Here is a 20929-nt window from a genome sequence, read left to right on the forward strand (position 1 = left end):
GTCGTCTTGTTCCATACGTTCTCATCCACCATCTCTAGCATTGTCTGGATGATCGCGTCCTTGTTGCTGCTGCTTACCATTATGAACTTGTCAGCTGACATGTTCATCATCTCTGGGATGGCGCTCTTGTTATACTCGGAACCAGCATCGAAAATGACCGCGCTGTCAAGGAAACCGATATCGACCAACGTGTTCGTGGCGAATGCGCCGAACGATGCCACGTGGGTGGCTGGTCGGGACAGGTTCGTTATAACGCCGCGGGAGTCCGTGATGCTGATCCCCCCGGTGTCGTTCACCGCACTGTCGCCACTTGCAATAACTGGTATGGCCATGGTCAATAGGGCGATGACCGCCATCAACGTGATCACTTTCTTGTATTGCATAATAACACCTGTAATTGGAACAATACTCGTAATATTATTAGACTATAAAGTATTATGCCAAAATAATGATTTCGTGTTACTATATGTTGTCACTCAAATAATTAAAAAATGATGCCACATCCAAATTATTATCTCAACGGTCTAGACACAGATCATTTTAAAAAATCCAATTCTTAACATCCGAAGCAAAGAAAGGAAATTATACCAGTATCTGAGTTCGATATGTTCATGGCATCCCGGGTAAAGGTCGTCACCCCTATCTGCTCCCATGAAACCTGGATCACGGCGGAGATGGATGGGGAGGACCGAATCAAAGTTAGCATAGAGACGGACTGCTCCAATGTGAAAAATTATGGTGAGAGGCTGACCAGTGTGAGCATGGACGACATAAGCGAGTTGCGCGATTCCCGTATCATGACCGAGGCCCAGGATGGCATTCTTACGCCCACCTGCCTGGTTCCAGTTGCAGTGTTCAACGTCTGCTGGATGGAATCTGGGATGATATCCAAGCATCTAGCCACCAAGGAAGGGTCGATCGCCATTCACTTCGTCGATTGAGGAAGGAAAAGATATATGGTCTCTACCACGTCTCAACTCCGGAGGCCAATGGACGGATCATCCTGATGTGTGGTAATACCGCTTTTATCTACAATGATGAACTGCTCAAATATCAGTTCGGTTCTGAGCACCCCTATCAGCCCATCCGTTTCCAGCTGGTAATGGATACGCTGATGGAGATGGGGGTGTTCGATCACCTCCTTAGGTCCATGACATCGGAGCTGGCCACCGAAGAGGACCTGAGGGAGGTCCACACCGAACAGCTCATCAACATCGTAAAGGAAATGAGCCAGATCGGCACCGGATGCCTGGATATGGGAGACACCCCCGTATGCGAAGGACTGTTCGAAGGCGCTTTGGCTGCGGTGGGGGCTACGGTGACGGGGGCTGAATGTATCGCCCGAGGGGAGTTCGACCATGCCATGACCCCCGGGGGCGGGTTGCACCATGCCCACTCGGACAAAGCGGCCGGATTCAATATCTTCAACGATCTGGCCATCGCCGCTCGAAGGCTGCAACGTAAATACGGTTACGAACGCATAGCCATAATCGATATCGATGGTCATCACGGGGACGGCACGCAATCCATCTTCTACAATGAAAAGGTCCTGACCATATCCCTTCATCGTTACGGGCCAGGTTTCTATCCGGAGACCGGGGCGGTCACCGAGATGGGTGAAGGTGAAGGGAGGGGCTACTCCATCAATGTGCCCTTGCCCCGGTGCACCCCGGACGAGGTCTATGTTCCAACATACGAAAAGGTAGTCTCCGCGGCCTTGGATGCTTACCGGCCCGAGATCATCATCCACCAGTTCGGTACCGACGCTCATTACACCGACCACATGGTGGGCATGGGGCTGACCACCAGGGCGTATGAGAAGGTGGCGGAGATCACTCATCGCCTGGCCCATGACCATTGTGACGGTCGTTACCTGGTGACCGGCGGCGGAGGTTACTCAGCGGACGCGAGCCGAAGGATATGGAGCCTGGTGGTCTGCACAGTTTCCGGCTCGTTCCCTCTCAATCCCGAGGGGATGCACCTGTTGAGGGACTCCGGCCTCAACCGAAAATGGAAGGTTCAGCAGGAGGAGTTCCACAAACGTTTGGACTACCTCTTCGACGAGGTCATACCGCTGATCAAGTGACAGCATGTTCCGATCGATCCAAGCAGGCACGCCCCTGATTGGAAAGGCACAACGCCGTTCCATCATCCGTGCTCCGGACAGCGACCGGGGCGATCTAGAACATTAGGAAATGAAATTATAGGATATCGACCCTTAAGAAAATGACTGGGTTTGTACATGAACGCGCCATCGAACATTCAAAAGGCGGTCATCATTCTTTTGACCCTTTCATTGCTCGTCCCTTTGTTCTCCGTACAGACCACTGGAGACGATGGGCGAACGATCATCTACGAATTCCATTTCTCCTCCCCGGACGTAGATATTGGCAGACAAGACCGACTTTTCACCGTGAACGGACTCGACCTCGACCCGAGCGCCGGAGCCCCAACATTGCCGGTAGAGACCGTGCTGCTGGCATTGCAGCCCGGCCGACATCTGAAGAATGTGGAGGTGGATCATGCTCGCCCATCATCGTTGGAGATCATAGAGAACTATGCTCAGAATCCATGCGAGGCCCCACTGGGCGTCGAGACCCCGGAGAAGGACATCGTCGACCGGGGTGCCTGGGACCTTGCAGGCACATATGTGCTCGAAGGGGTGGAGGTAATATGTCTTAACCTTCGACCATTGGTCTGGGACCGGAGTACCGGGGTTCTGACGTTCATTCCTGATTATTCCGTCACCATCGTCACCGAGGCTGACGATATCGAATCGATCGGCGACCTGGACCGCGTTAGGGACCTGGTCGACAATCCTGAGGTCCTGCCGTACGTTCCGCGCACCACGACCTCCAACATACTTCCGGACGGGAGCTATGATCATCTTATCATCACCGATTCGTTCCTGAGCGTCCCATTCCAGGCCTTGGCCACATGGAAGGGGGTGAGGAACGAGCTCGGTTCCGTTCATCAGAACGTGGACAGTATCGTGGTCACCCTGCAGCAGATCAGGTCCTACAGTTCCTTGTGGGCCAACCCGACATCGCACAATGGCCAGGGCAACGACACCCAGACACTGGTCCGTAATTTCATCAACGCCGCCCACCAGGAATGGGGCGTGAGCTACGTGCTCATTGGCGGTGACGAGGAGATCATCCCCTCCAGGAAGGTCTCTGTGTCCACCGGTGGATACAACGATCAGCTGCCCGCGGACATTTACTTCACCGGCTTGGACGGAGATTGGGACAATGACAATGACGGCGTGTATGGCGAGCCATTAGGTACGGGGACCGCCGGGGAAGAGGCCGATTTGCTGGCAGAGGTGTTCGTTGGCCGAGCGACAGTTTCAAACACCCAGGAGGCATGGAACTTCGTCAATAAGACCATCAGTTACGAGAAGGGATACGTCAAACAGTACGACAAAGACCTTCTTTTCGTGGGGGAACTGCTTAGCTCAAACCCAGAGACCTGGGGGGGTGATTACAAGGATGAGGTATACAACGATGTATTGGCCGACAAGAACCTCACCCGGACCACCATCTACGAACGGGATGGAACGTTCTCCAATGTAATCTTACTGAACCAACTGGAATCGGGGGCGCATCTGGTCAACCACATGGGCCATGGCAATTACCTGGGGTTCGCCGATATCAACATCTTTGATGTGATGGGGCTGCAGAACGACCTGCCGTTCATCCTCTATACCCAGGCATGCATGGTCGGAGGTTTCGATCAAGGGCCAGACACCTCTGACGACTGCATCGGCGAGGAGTTCATCAAGGGAGAGCACGGGGCTGTGGCCTTCATTGGCAACTCCCGTTACGGATGGTATGCACCAGGCAGCACCGACGGCTCCTCTCAGAAGTTCGACCTCTCGTTCTTCAGCAAGGTGTTCGACGATAACGTGACGCAACTGGGAAGGGCGCTTTCCCTATCCAAGGAGGAATTGATCGGTCAGGCGGGATATGCCAATACCATCCGCTGGGTCTATATGGAACTGAACCTGCTGGGTGACCCGGAGACCATGGTCCTCAAGGCGGGTCTGGGGACCCACGACCTGGGGGTCGTAGAGATGTCCGTAGGTCAATTCGTCCAGGGTGTGGAGGGCGAAGTGACGGCGCGGGTGCAGAACATGGGGCAATACCTCGGGAATGCCACTGTGGAGCTCTACGCCGATGATGCGGTGGTAGACACCGGACCGGTGAGCCTGGTCCCCGGAGAGAGCGCCTGGGTGGACCTGACATGGACTCCTTCAGAAAGCCGGCAGTACGAACTCACGGTCCGGGTGGAAGGTCTGATCGATGATTTCCCTGCCAACGATGAGAAGAGCGTCTTTGTAGTGGTGGACCGCTCGATCTCAGGATACACCATATGGGAAGATATGCACGTGGAACTGACCACTGGCCTGTTCATAGGGACCGGGGCCACATTGGACATACGTAACTGCACTGTGGAGTTCTTGTCATCAGGCAACGATTCCCGGGTGATGGTACAAGGTACGTTGAAGGCCGACAGCTCAACGCTGTACGGTTCCTCATACCACATATTGAGCGACGCTGGTGAGGTGGAACTTACCGGATGCGACCTGAACGGGCTGTCCACCACCACGCCATCTTTGATCGAGGGAGGGACCCTGATGGCGCTGGATACCACGATATCTGGTGGAATGGGGTGGCAGTTGAACGGCACCCTCGTGGAAATGACCACCTCGGAGCTGATAGGCCAGATGTCCGAATGGGCGTTCACAAGTTCCGTGGTCGCATTGGACGGTGTCGATGGACAGGGCGGATACGGCCTTCTACTGAAAAAATCCAGCGGCGCCCTGCTCAACCTCACTTGGTCTGGGGGAGAGAGGGGATTGACCATCGAACGGTGTAGCGGCCTGGTCATGCATGATGTTGAACTGATGGGCAACGCAGCCGACCTGTCGATCATCGGGGACATCGAAGCCCATTTCATACATGACGTGGAAAGGGTGAACCTTACCTACGGACCTCTGGTCATCCTGCATGACCAGGACAACTTGACCGTTGAGGGCGGGACCGGCAGCCTATACCTGGTAAGCTGCCACGACATGGTCGTCAGCGGTCTCCATCTCCGGAACGGCGGTCAGGGATTGACACTGGTCGGCTCCACCGGTGTGGAGGTGGTGGGGAACGCCATCGAGAACTGCACCGTGGGCGTAATGGCCGTCGATTCCAGCGGTCTGCTGTGGAGCAACGACCTGATCGACAACGTATGCCATGTGCAACAGTTACGTTCACAGTTGGTGGTCGGTAAGGACTACCCTATCGGAGGGAACCACTGGTCCGATCAATCTGACACGGATGTAAGCAGCGGTCCGGGACAGGACCTGCCCGGACCGGACGGCATCTCGGACGAAGCGTACGAGGGACAGGACGTTCTTGACCAATATCCCAAAGTGGGCAGATGCAGCTATGTTCATGACATTCCAGTCGCTGATTTCGTCATGGGGAGCGAGGTCATCGATATCATTAGCCAGGTCAACTTCACCGACGCCAGCGCAAGCGGCTCGGGCATCGCCAACTGGACCTGGGATCTCGGAGACGGTGATGAGGCATACGGGAAGGTCGTCAGTCACCATTACACGGTCAAAAGCGTTTTCACCGTCACACTTACGGTGACCGATCATAAGGGTTCAAGTGACTCTGTCTCGATGGAACTGCAGGTCATAAACCACTTGCCCGTGAGCTATTTCTCCTACACACCCTCTCAGCCCATTCCCGGGGGGATCATCGAGTTCCAAGACCTGTCATCGGACATCGATGGCGATTTGGTCAGCTGGTCGTGGGACATGGGTGACGGAAACCATTCCAACCTCAGCGACCCTATCCATTCCTACGCGCTGCTGGGCGATTACAATGTCACCTTGACGGTCATGGACACGGATGGAGAAAACAACAGCTGGACCAAGATCGTATCGGTGGGGAACATCGCCCCCAAGGCCGACTTCTTCTGGTCACCCAGCTACGTGGCCAGTCTGCAGACGGTGAACTTCTTCGACAATAGTTCGGACGTCGACGGACAGGTACGGTCCTGGACATGGGACTTCGGTGACGGATCGACATTGAGCGGTAGGGAGGTAGGGCATCGGTATTCCACGCCCGGCACCTATCTCATCACCCTAACGGTCCTGGATGATGATCAAGCCCAGAACGTGACCACCCGCAGCCTGACGGTGTACAACGCTCCACCGACCGCCGCCTTCGGATGCGTTCAAGAGGTGCTGAGCATGGTCGAGGTGCAGTTCAAGGACCGTTCCTTCGACCCCGACGGGAGGATAACATCCTGGACCTGGGACTTCGGCGACGGGAACGGTTCCACCATCAGCTCTCCAAAGCACACCTACCAGCGGGCGGGGGATCACACGGTCACCCTCACCTTGCGCGATGACCGTGGAGCCACTGGGTTCTCTACCAAGGTGATCGTGGTGATCAACCGGTTACCGGAAGCATCGTTCGAAACCCCGGAAGGGGAGTTTTGGTCCCTGGAGCCGGTGGAGTTCATCGGTCAGGGTTGGGACGCTGACGGAGAGGTGACCTCCTACCTCTGGAACATGGGGGACGGTGGTGTTGAGGAAGGAAGGGTCATCGAGCATGTCTATCAAGCGCCAGGCAACTATACTGTGACCCTCACCTGCGTGGATGACGCAGAAGGGGAGACCTCGGCCAGCATCGTGTTTAAGGTAAACGATCTGCTCCCAGAGGTGGGAATATCGGCGGTCCTGGGGCCGGTCCATCCGCTGGAGATGTCCTTCACGGCCGAAGCATTGGACCGCGACGGTGAGGTGGTCGGATATAACTGGAGCTTCGGAGATGGTTCGTTCGCGGAGATCGCGACCCCGGTCCATCGCTATGCTCAGAGAGGCGATTATCAGGTCACGCTCACCGTGGTCGACGACTTCGGAGAGCGAAATGCGACCTCGATCGCGATCGTGGTGTGGATCGGGGACGTGTCCATGGAGAACGCATCCTGTTACCTGGATGATGATGGATGGGTGTTCCGGGCGGAGCTGGTGAACGAAGGTCCTCTCACCATCTATGTTCTGCTGAACGTGACCACCGAGAACATGATGATGGAGCAAGGATACCAGCTTGAAGCGGGAGAGAGGAAGACCGTCCTGGTGCCCCTAGAAGATTTAAATGGCGGTCGGATCAACGCCGCATTGATATTCGATGAGGACCAGGACTCCGATCCCGGTGACACCTTCTGGACCAGTTCGATCAGCGCCTCCGGAAAGATATCCCCCTGGCTGATGGTGCTGGCGATCTGTACGATCGTCGTGGCGGTGATGGTGGCGGTCTTGATAAGAAGAAGATAAAATAGCGCCCCGGTCGGGATTTGAACCCGAGTCGAAGCCTCGACAGGGCTTCATGATAGGCCACTACACTACCGGGGCATGCGGCCTTTCCCCTTATCGAATGGTAATATTTAATCCTTAAGGTGACAACTGGTTGCTGGCACCTGTCGTCGGAGGGGTGTGCCAGGCGCACTGCGGAACCTAGTGAGGTTTTGTTGATTATATAATTTGTTAGAAATAGATATTAATATTGAAGTTGATTAATGGGAAGGTGGGGTTTTGGTGGACGATTCTTCGATAAATAAAGGCGGGCTGGTTAGAACGTTGACGGTCAACGACCCGTCGATCAAAAGAAAGAAGATCGTGCTCAATGCCAACCTTCTCTACATCCCCATAGTTGACGGTATGCTGCTATACACCGGACTTTACCTGGTGCCAGAGATGTGGTGGATATTCCTAGCCATCGTTCCGATACTGACCGTAGCCATACTTGTTAGCTACATGTTCCTTAAGCGAGTGTTGGGAAGTAGCTTCTACCCAGTTTCCGTATATTCGAACGGAGTGGATTTCCCCCAGTTCCTGTTCAACAAATTGATAGGACGTCCATCCTTCATGAGGAAGGAGGATATTGTTTCTATATGGACCAATGATCTCTCGAACGCCCCGCAGGTCGAGGAAACCAGAGGGTACATGACGCTGTCCTTCAAGACGAGCACCGCAAGGGTCTATGAAACCGGGATCAGAAGCAGGCCAGAGATCGAATCCGTAGTAGAGTGGATCGAGAGGAATTGGGAACTACCCGTCGAGAGCGGGAACCCATCACGATCCGTTCCCAGCCATCAGACCCCGCGATCGAGGCAAAATATCTTGACGGTTCAAAAATTCTGCTCCCGATGTGGAAAGGCCAGCGATGGAACGTTGTCCTTCTGTCCACATTGCGGGACCAACTTCGATCAGGCACCAAAAGGATCTCCGGCCGATCATCGTTGGCAATCCACTAACGAAGCCGCGAACAACCCCCATCAAAGGCCACCCGCTGATACTTATCCAACAGGCCCGGTCGAATATCCGTCCCAATATTCCCAGGTCGGATACGGCCAGATGACCTATCCGAACGATAAGGATCCCCGGTTCGCCTTCATTCTTGGTCTGGCACTGGGGTTCCTGGGGTTCATGGGCATCGGTCACATTTACATGGGAAAGGTCGTCAAAGGTCTGATCCTACTGATCGTCGGAGGATTTCTGGCCATGTTCTCCCTGGTGGCGATCAGCATGCTCTTCGGGCCTTCGGAATTTGAACTGAGCGTACGAATGGTCACGACCGCCATCATGTCCGTTCCATATCTGCTGCTTCAGCTCTGGCAGGCCTTCGATGCCCCCAAGCCAGAAAAAAGGGGACCAGGAAGGAGATACTGATACGATTGTATCGCAAAGCGCCGTTCCCAGCAAAGTATTAAACGCAGGGCGCGCTTTGATTGACGAATCATATGGCCGAACGGAAACCTAAAGTGGAAGACTACATGATCAGGGAAGTGGTCCAGATCCCCCTGAACTACACGGTCAAGCAGGCGGTCGGTCTTTTAATATCCAGTGAATTCCACGGTATGCCAGTTACCGAGAACGGGCGGCTTGTAGGTTTCATCACCGCCAAAGAGCTTCTACGCACATACCAAACCCCTGACAACCCTATCAAGGATATCATCCGCCAGGGGACGGTGACGGTAAACCCGAAGATGGACCTTGACGACGCGGCCCGCATACTTTTCCGTTACGGGCTGCGAAACGTACCGGTCATCAATGACGACGGTATGCTATTGGGCATAATCTCCAATCTGGACATAGTCCGTTCCCATATTGAAAGGGCCACACCGAACAAGGTGGCCATGATCAAAGGCTTCCTGGAGACCAAGCATGGGGTGTCCATCATCGTACGGAGGAAGATCGTTCCCGTGGAATCCTTGCGTCCAACTCAGAAAGAGGTCTACGCTGACGAACTGCTAGGGCGGAAGGAGGAGATCAAACGAGGTCTCGTGGAGCCGATAATCGTCATCCAGAAGAACGATCACTTCATTCTGGTAGATGGACACCATCGTGCACTGGCATCTAAGCAGATGGGGGTGCGACAGTTCTCCGCTTTCGTATTGGAACCCAGCCGTGAAGTGGAGCTGGGGTTGGAGCGCAGCGCCGAAGAACAGGGTCTGCACTCACTGAACGACGTGACGATCATCGATGGTTCCCACCATCCTCTGGTGGAGATCACTACCCGTTTGCTCAAGGACGTGCAGTTAGACATCAAGAACGAATAGGATTATAAAAAAAAGGAAGAGGTTTTACTGGAAGTTCTTTCTGGCAGCTTCCAGTAATATTCTCTGTTCCGCCGAGGCGATGACGTTCAGGGTGTTCACCACGGTGTCCGGGTTCAAACTGATGCTGTCGATGCCCGCCTTGACCAGGAACTCAGTGAACTCCGGGTAGACCGACGGGGCCTGTCCGCAGATGGAGACGGTGCGTCCCTTGCGGTGCGCGGCGTCTATGAGGAACTTGATGGCACGCTTTATCGCATCGTTCCTCTCGTCGAAGTAACCCATCTTCCCCAGAACTTCGGAGTCGCGGTCCGCGCCCATGGTCAGCTGGGTCAGGTCGTTAGAACCGATGCTGAAGCCGTCGCACCATTCGGCGAACTCCTCGGCCATGAATATGTTGCATGGGATCTCCGCCATCAGGTATAGCTTGAAATCGCGGTTGCGTTCCAATCCCACATCGGTCATCATGACACTGATCTTCTTCAGCTCATCTATGGTGCGGACGAAGGGCAACATGACGTGCAGGTTCTTCAGCCCCATCTCCTCACGCACCTTCTTGATGGCCTTCAGCTCCAATTTGAAAGCTTCGCGATAGGAATCAGAGACATATCGGGAGCATCCGCGCCAACCGATCATGGGATTCTCCTCATGCGGCTCGTACTTATCGCCGCCCTTCATGCCGCGGTACTCGTTGGTCTTGAAATCTGAGGTCCGCAGGATGACCGGGCGGGGATAGAACGCCCTCGCCACCATGGCTATGCCATCGGCCAGCTTGTCCACCAGAAAGTCGGATTCTCCCCTCTCTATCAGGGCACAGGGGTGCTCCTGGATATAGGAGGTGAACAGGAATTCGATCCGCATCAGACCGACTCCCTGGACCGGGAGCTTGGACACCTCCTCGGCCTTCTGAGGAATGGCCAGGTTGACCAGCACCTTGGTGCCGGTGATCGGGGCGGCGTAACCGACCGCCAATGTTGATGCTGGCTTGCTTTCCTTCTTCTCCGCGACGCCATCATACACCACGCCCATGGTGCCATCAACAGTGACCATCGTATCTTCCTTGAGCAGTTCGGATGCGCCGCTCGCGCCTACTATGCACGGGATGCCCAATTCCCGGGCCACAATGGCCGCGTGACAGGTCATGCCCCCCTCGTCGGTGACAATGGCCGCCGCTCTGGTCATTGCCGGGACCATGTCGGGCGAGGTCATGGTGGTGACCATGATATCCCCGCTCTTGACCACCTCCAGGTTCATTTCATCGGAGACATGACGGACCGGACCGCCAGCTGCACCAGGTGATGCTCCCATTCCCTTGACCATCACCTTGGCGCTTTTGGTCAACCCGTGGTCCTGCGCGGTCTTATTGCTGGGCTTGACGCCGTTGGGCGAGAGCGTTGTGACCGGACGCGCCTGCACCACGTAGATGATCTTCTCTTCGATGCACCATTCGATGTCCATCGGCCTGTTGTAATGGGCCTCGATGTTGCGGCCTATCTCTCCCAGGGCGAGGATCTGCTCGTCACCCATCTTCTGTACGCTGCGCATCTCATCGGGGACATCGGCCTTATCACAGTCTCCGTGCGCTCCGCGGATAAGCTTCCAGCTCTGTTTGGAGATCCTCTTGTTCAAGATCTTGTCGTGGAATTTGTCCACCACGTAGGTGTCCGGGGTAACCTTCCCTCCGACCAAGGCCTCCCCCAGCCCATATCCGGCCTCGATGATGATGTGAGGCATCTCGGAGTTAGGGTCGACCGTGAACATGATGCCGGAGATCTCGGAGTTGATCATCTTTTGAACGACCACGGCGAGCTTGACCTTGGAATGCTCGAAACCTTTGGTCACTCGATAGGAGATCGCTCTGGGGGTGTACAATGAGGACCAGCACTTACGCACCTTCTCCAGGAGTTCCTCCGGGGTATCCACGTTGAGGTAGGTGTCCTGTTGACCGGCGAAGCTCGCCGTGGGCAGGTCTTCCGCCGTGGCACTGGACCTTACGGCTACCAGCCCTTGCTTCTTGCCCTTGAACATCGCTTTGAAGGAGACCAATATCTGGTCCTTTAGATCGTTTGGTATTTCGCACTGATTAAAAAACTCCCTTATGCGAGCGGAGGCATCTTGTAATGAGGATTCAGAATTGGCATCTACTTCAGCCAAAACGTCCTTGATGCGTTCCGCTATCTTACTGGTATCCAAGAAATAATCGTAGGCCGCTGTGGTAAGAACGAATCCGGGGGGGACGTTGAACCCTGCGGACACCAATTCACCGAGGTTGGCTCCTTTGCCACCGGCGATGTCGATATCGTTCTTGCCTAGGTCAGATATGCTCATTATCCTTTTCATGGGGTCTTTCACCACTCTAAGAACTTTTGATGCAGGCAAGTTCACCGGGGCCGACGGCCCTTCAATGTCCTAACCCGTATGGAAAATAGGCGGGAGGTCTATTAATTTTTCTAAATACTGAATGAGTCCGATTGTATCTATTTATCGAGCGTTTACTTACCTCGAAGATGAAAAAATGACATGTCCAGTCACTCAGTGGGTCCCCGATCGTGATGTTTTGCCGATGAACCACGCATCGAAAGGCCACTTACGTCAGGGGATCGATGATTCCTTTAGGAATATGTCCCCGGAAGGGTGAAGCATCTAAAGATTGGAAGATATAGGTCTGTAAATAATTCTGAATGGACTAAATGATTCCGTAAATACTATGTGTTTTTCGTATTTTCGAAGGTTTTTCACTGTTTAACTGTGTCATTCGTAAACAATTTTTTGAAATGGTTATATATGATTACTAATTAGAGAAAATACCGTATGAGGAGTTGATGTGAGCACCATTGAAATTAGGTGGCATGGAAGGGGCGGTCAAGGGGCCGTCACCGCGAATGAGATCTTGGCTGCTGCTGCTCTTGCAGAGGGTAAGTACATCAAGGCCTTCCCCGAGTTCGGACCGGAAAGGATGGGAGCGCCCATCAGAGCTTTCGCCCGTATCTCGGATCAGCCTATAACCGTACATAGCCAGGTCTATTATCCCGATGTCGTTCTGATCATCGACCCGACCTTGTTGAAGGCGGGCAAAGTGGTGGAGGGCCTGAAGGAAGGTGGAGCGGTGATCGCCAATTTCCCGGAAGATAACGCTAAGCTTGAGGGGATCGTCGGCCGGACGGAAAACGTACACGCGGTCAACGCCACCAAGATAGCTTTGGAAGAGATCGGTAGACCAATGGCCAACACCGCCATGTTGGGGGCGCTGGTCAAGGTCACCAACGTGGTCGGTATCGACACCATCATCGATGAGATGAGGAACAAGATGTCCGGAAAACTAAGCGATGCCGTGGTGGAAAAGAACTTGAAGGCTATCAAAAGGGCATACGAGGAGGTGCAATAATGGCCAATGAGAGATCGAGCGAACTACCGGCCGGAGGGATGATCACCGAGCGGGGAAGCTCCAAGAGATACCTGACCGGTGAATGGCGTTCCAAGAGGCCGGAAGTGGACAAGGACAAATGCACCAATTGTCTGACATGCTGGATATACTGCCCGGACAACAGCGTCCTAGTGGTGGACGAGAAGATGGTCGGTTTCAAATATTCACATTGCAAGGGCTGCGGCATCTGCGCTAACCAGTGCCCGGCCAAAGCCATCACCATGATTGAGGAGGGAGTGTAATGAGCAAACCTATAGCGGTCAACGGGGACACGGCCATAGCTATGGCCTGGAGGCAGATCAACCCGGACGTGGTGGCAGCCTATCCCATCACCCCACAGACCATCATCGTGGAGTCATTCTCCGATTTCGTTCACGACGGGATCGTGGACACCGAGTACGTATGCGCGGAGTCCGAGCACAGCGCCTTGAGCATTTGCATCGGAGCATCGGCCGCTGGGGCCAGGGTGGCCACTGCCACCGCCTCGGCTGGACTGGCGTTCATGTGGGAAGTACTGTACATCGCTTCCTCCATGAGAACACCTATCGTCATGGCCATCGCCAACCGTACCTTGAGCGGACCTATCAACATCCATTGCGATCACAGCGATGCCATGGGCGCCAGGGACTCTGGTTGGGTGCAGATATTCGGGGAGAACGTGCAGGAGGCCTACGACAACACTCTGATCGCTTTCCGTGTCGCTGAGCACATGAAGGTAAGGCTGCCGACCATAACCTGCATCGACGGTTTCATCATCACCCACGCTCTGGAGAGATTCGAGCCCTTGGAAGATGAAGAGGTGAAAAAGTTCGTTGGGCCATACCATGCCATAAGGCCATTGTTGGACCTGAAGAACCCCACTACCTACGGGCCGATCGCCATGCCCGATTACTATTACGAGATAAAATACCAGTTAGCGGTGGCCATGGAGAACGTGTTCGACGTTACCAGGGAGATCATGGCGGAGTACGCCAAGCTTTCTGGACGCCAATACGACCTGGTGGAAGGTTACCGGACGGAGGATGCCGAATATGTGGTGGTGGCCATGGGCTCCACCTCCGGCACCCTGCGCTACGTGGTGGACCAGATGCGGGAGCAGGGTCACAAGGTGGGAACGGTCAAGATACGTTTGTTCCGTCCATTCCCCGCTGATGACCTCGCCGCGATGTTGAAGGGCAAAAAGGCCGTGGCGGTCATGGACCGGGCCATGAGCCCAGGAACTGGGGGGGCGCTCTACTCCGACATCGTGCAGTCCCTCTATTCCACGGAGGATGCCCCCAAGATCACCAACTACATTTACGGACTGGGCGGAAGGGATGTAATGCCCGAGCAGCTCGTAGGGGTGTTCGAGGAGATCATGGCAGGCAAAGGAGAACGCATCAACTACATGGGGGTGAGGAAATGAACATCAAAGAGCTGACCCACCGCGAGGTACGCATGTGCGAGGGGCATCGCCTCTGCGCCGGATGTGCTGAACCGATAATAGCAAGGCAGGTACTGATGGCCACGGACAAGCCAGTAGTAGTGGCCAACGCCACTGGCTGCTTCGAGGTGTCCACTTCCATCTATCCGTTCTCCTCTTGGGAGGTTCCGTGGATACACACGGCCTTCGAGAACGCGCCAGCCACCATGAGCGGGGTCGAGGCGGCCTATAACTCCCTGCGCCGACAGGGCAAGCTGGACCAGGAGATCAAGTTTCTGGCGTTCGGCGGGGATGGTGCCACCTACGATATCGGCTTCCAGTCATTATCGGGAGCGATCGAGAGGGGACATGACTTCCTCTACGTGTGCTTCAACAACGAGGCATACATGAACACCGGGATCCAGAGGAGCGGGGCCACCCAGAAGGGCGCCTCCACCACCACATGTCCAGCGGGCAGCTGCATCCCGGGAAAGAGGGAGTTCCCCAAGGACCTGACCAAGATCATCATCGCCCACGACCTGCCCTACGCCGCACAGGCCTCACCACACAACTGGAAGGACCTGGTGGGGAAGTCGCGCAAGGGTTTTGACATTCCGGGACCGGCGTTCATAAATGTCATCTCCCCATGCCCCCGCGGTTGGAGGCATGATGGTTCGAAGACCATCGAATTGTCCCGCCTGGCCGTGGAAACATGCATCTGGCCGTTGTACGAGTGCGAAGCTGGCACCTGGAGACTGACCGGAGAGAGCCTGCGCATCGCCGAAGGTTCCAAGGAAAAGAAACCAGTGGCCGACTGGCTGAACTCCCAGGGACGGTTCAAGCATCTCATGAAGGGCAAGTTCACCTCGGTGGCCGATGAGATCCAGCAGAACGTGGACCAGAAATGGGAGCAGTTGATCAAGCTCTGCGAGATGTAAGAAACCCCTTCCCTTCCTTTTTTTATTTTTTATCTTGTGCGCAAGCGCAGTGAACACCGACGAACTTGTCCAAGGCTGACTGCATCTCTCGTTTCGTTACCTGATGCGGTGGGTCGCAATTCTCAGGGGTGTTGAGGTAGACAAGGTCGACGCAGATATCTCTGCATATCTGGGCAATGCCTTCCAGTCCATTCAGGTTCTCTCGTACCAGGGTCACCTGCACCCGGAAGGACCCCTCGAACAGGCGTCTCGCTTCCTTCAGACCTTCCAACATCTCGGAGAACTTTATCGAAGGATGCGGTCGGTTGACCCGCTGGAAGGTATCCTCGTCGGCCGCGTCCAGCTTAGCCACGATGATATCGAACGCTCCCAGGCCGCTCAACACTTCCGGATCTCGCAACAAAGAGCAGTTCGTCAATAACGCCACTTTCTTGGGAGCGGTCTCCTTCAATTTCCTCACCATGCTGAAAATATTACTGGCCAGCAAAGGTTCTCCGGTTCCTTTGAACATGATCATGTCGCATTCATCGCGAAAGAGGCACTCTCCCGCCTGTTCAATGATCGATCTCTCGTCGAGAAACTTCGTTCGCTCCAGGATCAAAATACCACGCTGTCCAAGACGACAGTACACGCAATTGAAGTTGCACACCTTCGGGTGCCTGCATATCGGATCTACGACCATGGCTTTTCCAAAGCCCAGAGATCTAATCGGCCCGTAGACGATCTTCATGTGTGCTCCTTCCGCTCTGGTCCTCTTAGGGCAGGGGCTAGCACATAAAGGTTTCCTGTTCAGGCCAACTCGGATTGTTCCAAGAACTCGGACCACAGCTTCAGGGTTTCCCGGGCCTCATCCTCGTCCACCTTCTGAATGGCAAAACCGGCGTGGATGATGACGTATTCGCCTACCTTGGCGTCGACCATGGACAGGTTGGCCTTACGTATCGCTCCGCCGAAATCGACCTCCGCTTCCGCACCTACGACGGAAATTATCTTTGCTGGCATTGCTAAACACATTTTATCACCCCGACATGATCTTCAAAATGGCCTCGGCGGGCTGTCCTTCGCAGTCCTTCAAGGCTTGAACGGCCTTCTCCTTGGAGGCACCGGTCTGCGACATGACCAGTTCGATGTCTTGGTCCGGAATGTCGGCCTCCCCCTGTTCGACCGCCTGGCGAAGGTGCTCTTCGGCCTCGCCTACCACCTGATAGGTCTTCTGTCCCTGCATGACGATGCATGATACTGTCGCGCCTTTGATGACGTATTCCTTATCAGCGGTCCTGATGATGACCTCCTCTACGCCCTGCATCTCTTCCTGAGATATGCCCATGCGCTTCATGGCCTGCTTCATCTGGCGCGGGTTCACCCCTCTTCCCATTCCTGGCATCATGCGATCGTCGACGGATTATTGCTACACATATAAATATGGTTGGGAAATCGGAACCGCCGTCGCAGTCAGAACAACGTGGATTGATGCTTTTTGTAGGGATCGACCATCCGGGGGTCGTCCTTCCGGGGATCGTTGACCAGGTCCGATACCTGGTAGATGTCCATATATCCTGCCGGATAGGGGGTGAACAGACCATGCAGTTCATCTTCGGAAAGCACCTCTTTGTTCAACCATGCCTCTTCCCCTTGTCCGTTTAGGATGACCGGCATTCGGTCGTGAACCGCTTTCACCGCCTCGTTGGCCTGGGTGGTAAGGATGCTGAAGGTGATCAGGTCCTTCCCTCCTTTCGTCCAATGATCATAAATGCCGGCCATGGCGAAATACTCCTGCTCCCGCAGACGAATGTGAAAAGGTTGTCTCCGGCCGCCCTGCCTCTGCCATTCGTAGAACCCTGTGGCAGGGACCAAGCACCGTTGGTGGTTCAGAAGGGGCTTGAACATGGGCTTCTCCAAAGCGGATTCGGATCGGACGTTGATCAGCTTGAGACCGTACTCCTCCCCCTTGGCCCAGTGAGGTATCAGTCCCCAGCGCATCCATCTGAGTGAATTGGGACTTTCGCGGACTATGATGGGCACATGTTGAAATGGGGCGATGTTGTAACGAGGAACGATCTTCGGATCCTCTGGCACCCCGAACCTGGTCGAGAAACCGTATACCAGGCCGAGGGAGAAACGGCCGCACACATAGTATATATTGGGATTCAAAAGGATAAAAGGTTTGAGGAAAGGGGTTTAAAGGACCCTGAGGTACCTTTCGATCTCCCAGTTCGTGACGTACTTACGATAGTCGTCCCACTCCATGCGTTTGAGGTGCAGGTAATGGTTGAAGATGTGCTCACCTAGAGCCTCCTTCATCACCTTGCTTTGGGACATGACCTCGATCGCATCGCCCAGGTTCATCGGTAGGTCGGTGATCTTGTTCTTGATCCTCTCTTCCTTGGACATGTGATAGATGTCCTTCTCCACCGGCTCCGTGGGGGCGGTCCTGTTCTTTATACCGTCTAGACCGGAAGCGAGCATGACCGCGAACTGCAGGTATGGGTTACCCGCCGGGTCAGGGTTCCTCAGCTCCACCCTGGTCCTCATGCCGCGACCGGCAGGGACACGTATCAGGGCGCTTCGGTTCATGTTGGCCCAGGAAATGTAGCAAGGCGCTTCGAATCCAGGCACCAGGCGCTTGTACGAGTTAACGTATGAGGCCAGTACTGCACAGTTCTCCCTGGCGTGGTTCAATAGGCCGCCCATGTAGTGCATGGCCATCTGGCTCAATCCCCATTTGCCGTCCGGGTCGTAGAAGGCGTTGGTGTCCTTGGAGCACAGGGACTGGTGAACGTGCATCCCTGAGCCGTTGCATCCGAACAACGGTTTGGGCATGAAGCTGGCGAACAGGTCGTACTTCATGGCTATGCATTTGACACCGTACTTCAACGTCAGCATGCGGTCGGCCATGGTCAAGGCGTCCTGATAGCGCAGATCTATCTCGACCTGCCCTGGGGCGACCTCGTGATGCGAAGCTTCCATATCGTACTGCAGTTCGTCAAAGGCCAGTACCATCTCCTTGCGGGCGATCTCGCCTTTGTCCAAGGGCATGAGGTCGAAGTAACCGCCGGCGTCGGCCGGTACAGGGACCGGTATCCCGTCCTTCAGAGGGAACAGGAAGAACTCGAACTCAGGGCCGACGTTGAAATCGTAGCCCATCTCCTTGACCTTGGTCACCATCTTTTCCAGGGCCCAGCGGGGATCGCCCTTGAAACGGTTGCCGTTGTGATCGGATATGGTGCACATGAACCGGGCGGTCTTTATCGCGTCATCTATCCAGGGGTATATCTGGAAAGAATCCAATATGGGGTTGGCCCTCATGTCCGATTCTTCGATGGTGGCATAACCCAGGATAGAAGAACCGTCCAGGAAGACACCGTCATCGATCATGCTCTCCAATCTGGAAGTAGGGATCGATATGCTCTTTACCGTTCCCAGGATATCGGAGAACTGCATTTCGATGAACTTCACTCCCTCTTTCTTCACCTTCTTCAAGATGGCCTCTTTCATCTCACAGAAGTCCTTTTCAGTCGCCATTGACATATGGTTAAACAAATGTATATTAAATAATTTGCTTTGCAACAAATGAGTAATATATAGCTGTTTATTAGTTCAAATGTATAATGTTGATTTAAAACAATGAACAAATGATGTATTAAAGGTGTTTAATTAATATTTTTGACGGTATTCAATACATTCTGCAGCAGTCTTTCCGCATCCACTTGGTCGTTGGTACCGCCGCTGGCGAAGCCGGACCTGCCCCCCCCGCGACCACCATGCGCGCCTAGCACCTTATTGAGCAGTGAGACGCAGTCCAAACGAACGTCCGATGAACAGGCCAAAACCAAAAAGGTCTTGTCATCATGAGAGACCAGTGCCACGAATGAATTGTTCCCGGAGGCGATCTCAGAGGCCTTCTCCATCAGCAACTTCCTATCCAGACCGGTAAAGACGCCGGAGAAGACCTTCATGCCACCGACCTCCGATGGTTCCAGCTTGGAAAGGGTCTCTCGAGCATAATGCTTCAGGGATTCTCGGCACTTGATCATCTCCCGTTCTCGGTTGTCGAAAGCGGTCAGGCTGTCCTGGGGAAGGGCGCCCATCCTCTCAGCCAACATTAGCGCTCTGACCGAATGGACCAAGGCGGCGCTGACGGCCGTCGGCCCCACGAGGAACTCTATCTCCCAATCTCCGGCCGGTTTGGCCGATGTAAGTTTGTCCACCATCAGCATACCTATCTCATTGGCGTCCTTCAGATGCACCCCGGCGCAGGCCGCCTGGTCATGCTTTCCGATGAATACCACACGGACCTTTTGGTCATGGATACGTTCCAGTTTGACCCTGGGACCTCCCTCGGTCAGCTCCTCCTTGTTCATCAGGCGGCAGATCACCGGTGCTCCCTTAGCAATGATGGTATTGACCTCCCGCGTCGCCTCCAGGATGATCTCCCAGGTGACATGGCCCTTGACGATGAGAACCTTCCTCTCACTGGTCAAAGATATCTTTACCAATTCCAGTTCGGTAAGGTGGGAAAGAGCAGCGAATAGCAGATGTTCACCGGTGTGTGCCCGCATCAGTGAAAGGCGGTTCTCCCAATCGATCCTACCGGTCACCTCCTGCCCTATTTCGAAGAGATGCCCAGGGATCAGGTGTGCTATTTCCCCTTTGCCCTTTAGTTCAGTGACCTCCAGACCTTCGATCGTTCCCCTGTCCCTCTCCTGCCCCCCGCCGCCAGGATAGAAAGCAGTACGGTCCAAGAAAATCCGATCCCCATCTATCTTCTGCACCCTCGCGGTGAACTCGCTAAGATATGGATCGTCCTCGTAGAGCCTCAGGGTCATGCTCCGGGAATGGTCAAAGGCGGGTAAATAATCCACGCCTACCAGGGACAAAAAATAATTAGACATATGAGCACTTATTTAACTATCTTAAAAGACATGTATCTAAGGGAACATACCCAATCAAGTTCCAGTTAAAAGGGTCATAATATGTTGGATGATTTGGATAAAAGGATCGTTGAGGAATTGTGCAAGTCCAGTCAGGGATCGTCCCGAGCGATCGCAAAGCGTTTGGGCATACATCCTACGACACTTATGCAGCGTGTGCGTAACATGGAGCAGAACGACGTTATCCGGGGTTATCGGGCCAACGTCGACTACATGAAGCTGGGCTACGAGTTCATGGCCATAGTGCACATTTACGTTGAAGGGGACCTCATAGAGATCCAACGGCGCATAAAGGAGCTGAAGAACATCGTGGCCATTCTGGACGTGACCGGGGAATGCGATTCCATCGCCTGGGTCGCCTGCCGATCCCGTGAAGAGTTCAGTCAGGTGGTCAAGTCCATGCTCATCATACCCGGGGTGAAGAAGACCAACACCTATGTCATACTCAATGTTATCAAGGACCCGTTCAACTTCATGCCCGATTTCAGCCCAACTGAAGGAAAATGATGGGTTTTCAAACGCATTCCGTCCATCATATTTTTATTACGTTGGCAGTATGATGGAAAAATCAGTTTAATACTGCCATTTGTAATCATAATGCTCAAAT

At 54.3% G+C, this 20929-nt stretch carries 18 protein-coding genes and 1 tRNA gene; 10 read left to right on the plus strand and 9 right to left on the minus strand.

Annotated elements, in window-relative coordinates; translation table 11 throughout:
* A partial coding sequence (locus VMW85_04920) for a hypothetical protein (protein ID HUT27369.1) occupies positions 1–383 on the minus strand: 383 nt, incomplete at its 3' end.
* A gap of 228 nt (positions 384–611) precedes the next feature.
* On the opposite strand from VMW85_04920, the gene VMW85_04925 reads away from it, so the two are divergent.
* The 3 genes from VMW85_04925 (at position 612) to VMW85_04935 (ending at position 7345) form a co-directional block, all read left to right on the plus strand.
* Positions 612–941, plus strand: coding sequence for a hypothetical protein (locus VMW85_04925; protein HUT27370.1), 330 nt, complete (start codon positions 612–614; stop codon positions 939–941).
* Positions 938–2086 carry an acetoin utilization protein AcuC gene (locus tag VMW85_04930; GenBank protein HUT27371.1) on the plus strand — a complete coding sequence of 383 codons (1149 nt, stop codon included), beginning with the start codon at positions 938–940 and terminating at the stop codon, positions 2084–2086. The genes VMW85_04925 and VMW85_04930 overlap by 4 nt, the downstream gene beginning before the upstream one ends.
* A 156-nt stretch (positions 2087–2242) precedes the next feature.
* Positions 2243–7345 (plus strand): PKD domain-containing protein, encoded by a 5103-nt coding sequence (locus VMW85_04935; protein HUT27372.1) that lies wholly within the window; start codon positions 2243–2245, stop codon positions 7343–7345.
* Positions 7346–7350: 5 nt separating this feature from the next.
* On the opposite strand, the gene VMW85_04940 is transcribed toward VMW85_04935, so the two are convergent.
* Positions 7351–7423: transfer RNA gene (locus tag VMW85_04940), tRNA-Asp, on the minus strand.
* Positions 7424–7606: 183 nt separating this feature from the next.
* Between VMW85_04940 and VMW85_04945 the strand changes: the two genes are divergently transcribed.
* Together VMW85_04945 and VMW85_04950 are read left to right on the plus strand one after the other, a co-directional pair.
* Positions 7607–8740, plus strand: coding sequence for a hypothetical protein (locus tag VMW85_04945; protein HUT27373.1), 1134 nt, complete (start codon positions 7607–7609; stop codon positions 8738–8740).
* Positions 8741–8832: 92 nt separating this feature from the next.
* Entirely contained in the window at positions 8833–9630 is a 798-nt protein-coding gene (locus VMW85_04950) for a CBS domain-containing protein (protein ID HUT27374.1), read from the plus strand.
* A 24-nt stretch (positions 9631–9654) separates the two neighbouring features.
* Here the strand turns inward: VMW85_04950 and ppsA are convergent, their stop codons facing one another.
* On the minus strand, positions 9655–11967 hold the full coding sequence (gene ppsA, locus VMW85_04955) for a phosphoenolpyruvate synthase (GenBank protein ID HUT27375.1): 2313 nt from the start codon (positions 11965–11967) through the stop codon (positions 9655–9657).
* Positions 11968–12451: 484 nt separating this feature from the next.
* Between ppsA and VMW85_04960 the strand changes: the two genes are divergently transcribed.
* Genes VMW85_04960 through VMW85_04975 form a run of 4 tightly spaced genes read left to right on the plus strand, consistent with a single transcriptional unit; the run spans position 12452 to position 15391 of the window.
* Positions 12452–13012: a 2-oxoacid:acceptor oxidoreductase family protein gene (locus VMW85_04960; GenBank protein HUT27376.1), complete on the plus strand. Its 561-nt coding sequence runs from the start codon at positions 12452–12454 to the stop codon at positions 13010–13012.
* Complete coding sequence (locus VMW85_04965; protein HUT27377.1) at positions 13012–13293, plus strand: 4Fe-4S binding protein; 282 nt, start codon at positions 13012–13014, stop codon at positions 13291–13293. Before VMW85_04960 ends, VMW85_04965 begins: the two co-directional genes overlap by 1 nt.
* Positions 13293–14456, plus strand: a complete 1164-nt coding sequence (porA, locus tag VMW85_04970; GenBank protein ID HUT27378.1) for a pyruvate ferredoxin oxidoreductase — start codon at positions 13293–13295, stop codon at positions 14454–14456. The genes VMW85_04965 and porA overlap by 1 nt, the downstream gene beginning before the upstream one ends.
* Positions 14453–15391 carry a thiamine pyrophosphate-dependent enzyme gene (locus tag VMW85_04975; protein HUT27379.1) on the plus strand — a complete coding sequence of 313 codons (939 nt, stop codon included), beginning with the start codon at positions 14453–14455 and terminating at the stop codon, positions 15389–15391. Before porA ends, VMW85_04975 begins: the two co-directional genes overlap by 4 nt.
* 22 nt (positions 15392–15413) lie before the next feature.
* On the opposite strand, the gene VMW85_04980 is transcribed toward VMW85_04975, so the two are convergent.
* The 6 genes from VMW85_04980 to VMW85_05005 all read right to left on the minus strand — a co-directional run bounded on the left by VMW85_04980 (position 15414) and on the right by VMW85_05005 (position 20217).
* The gene (locus VMW85_04980; protein ID HUT27380.1) at positions 15414–16121 is read right to left on the minus strand and encodes a radical SAM protein; all 708 of its coding nucleotides are present in this window, start codon (positions 16119–16121) and stop codon (positions 15414–15416) included.
* Between the two features lie 59 nt (positions 16122–16180).
* A complete protein-coding gene (locus VMW85_04985) occupies positions 16181–16393 on the minus strand; it encodes a HypC/HybG/HupF family hydrogenase formation chaperone (GenBank protein HUT27381.1) in 213 nt (70 codons plus the stop codon).
* A 16-nt stretch (positions 16394–16409) separates the two neighbouring features.
* Complete coding sequence (locus VMW85_04990) at positions 16410–16778, minus strand: nascent polypeptide-associated complex protein (GenBank protein HUT27382.1); 369 nt, start codon at positions 16776–16778, stop codon at positions 16410–16412.
* A 65-nt stretch (positions 16779–16843) separates the two neighbouring features.
* On the minus strand, positions 16844–17542 hold the full coding sequence (locus VMW85_04995; protein HUT27383.1) for an SOS response-associated peptidase: 699 nt from the start codon (positions 17540–17542) through the stop codon (positions 16844–16846).
* A 27-nt stretch (positions 17543–17569) separates the two neighbouring features.
* Positions 17570–18913 (minus strand): glutamine synthetase family protein, encoded by a 1344-nt coding sequence (locus VMW85_05000; protein HUT27384.1) that lies wholly within the window; start codon positions 18911–18913, stop codon positions 17570–17572.
* A 128-nt stretch (positions 18914–19041) separates the two neighbouring features.
* Positions 19042–20217, minus strand: a complete 1176-nt coding sequence (locus tag VMW85_05005; protein HUT27385.1) for an alanyl-tRNA editing protein — start codon at positions 20215–20217, stop codon at positions 19042–19044.
* A 147-nt stretch (positions 20218–20364) separates the two neighbouring features.
* Here VMW85_05005 and VMW85_05010 point away from each other — a divergent pair, with 147 nt between their 5' ends.
* Entirely contained in the window at positions 20365–20829 is a 465-nt protein-coding gene (locus VMW85_05010; GenBank protein HUT27386.1) for an Lrp/AsnC family transcriptional regulator, read from the plus strand.
* Positions 20830–20929 lie beyond the last annotated feature (100 nt).

The organism is Methanomassiliicoccales archaeon (genome assembly GCA_035527755.1).
Classification (GTDB): Archaea; Thermoplasmatota; Thermoplasmata; order Methanomassiliicoccales; family UBA472; genus UBA472.

Excerpts from the sequence above, each read along its gene's own strand:
- VMW85_04925 (HUT27370.1), top strand. The coding sequence starts at position 612 with ATGGCATCCCGGGTAAAGGTCGTCACCCCTATCTGCTCCCATGAAACC.
- VMW85_04935 (HUT27372.1), top strand. The coding sequence starts at position 2,243 with ATGAACGCGCCATCGAACATTCAAAAGGCGGTCATCATTCTTTTGACC.
- ppsA (HUT27375.1), bottom strand. The coding sequence starts at position 11,967 with ATGAAAAGGATAATGAGCATATCTGACCTAGGCAAGAACGATATCGAC.
- VMW85_04965 (HUT27377.1), top strand. The coding sequence starts at position 13,012 with ATGGCCAATGAGAGATCGAGCGAACTACCGGCCGGAGGGATGATCACC.
- porA (HUT27378.1), top strand. The coding sequence starts at position 13,293 with ATGAGCAAACCTATAGCGGTCAACGGGGACACGGCCATAGCTATGGCC.
- VMW85_04975 (HUT27379.1), top strand. The coding sequence starts at position 14,453 with ATGAACATCAAAGAGCTGACCCACCGCGAGGTACGCATGTGCGAGGGG.
- VMW85_04980 (HUT27380.1), bottom strand. The coding sequence starts at position 16,121 with ATGAAGATCGTCTACGGGCCGATTAGATCTCTGGGCTTTGGAAAAGCC.
- VMW85_04985 (HUT27381.1), bottom strand. The coding sequence starts at position 16,393 with ATGCCAGCAAAGATAATTTCCGTCGTAGGTGCGGAAGCGGAGGTCGAT.
- VMW85_04990 (HUT27382.1), bottom strand. The coding sequence starts at position 16,778 with ATGATGCCAGGAATGGGAAGAGGGGTGAACCCGCGCCAGATGAAGCAG.
- VMW85_05000 (HUT27384.1), bottom strand. The coding sequence starts at position 18,913 with ATGGCGACTGAAAAGGACTTCTGTGAGATGAAAGAGGCCATCTTGAAG.
- VMW85_05005 (HUT27385.1), bottom strand. The coding sequence starts at position 20,217 with ATGACCCTGAGGCTCTACGAGGACGATCCATATCTTAGCGAGTTCACC.
- VMW85_05010 (HUT27386.1), top strand. The coding sequence starts at position 20,365 with ATGTTGGATGATTTGGATAAAAGGATCGTTGAGGAATTGTGCAAGTCC.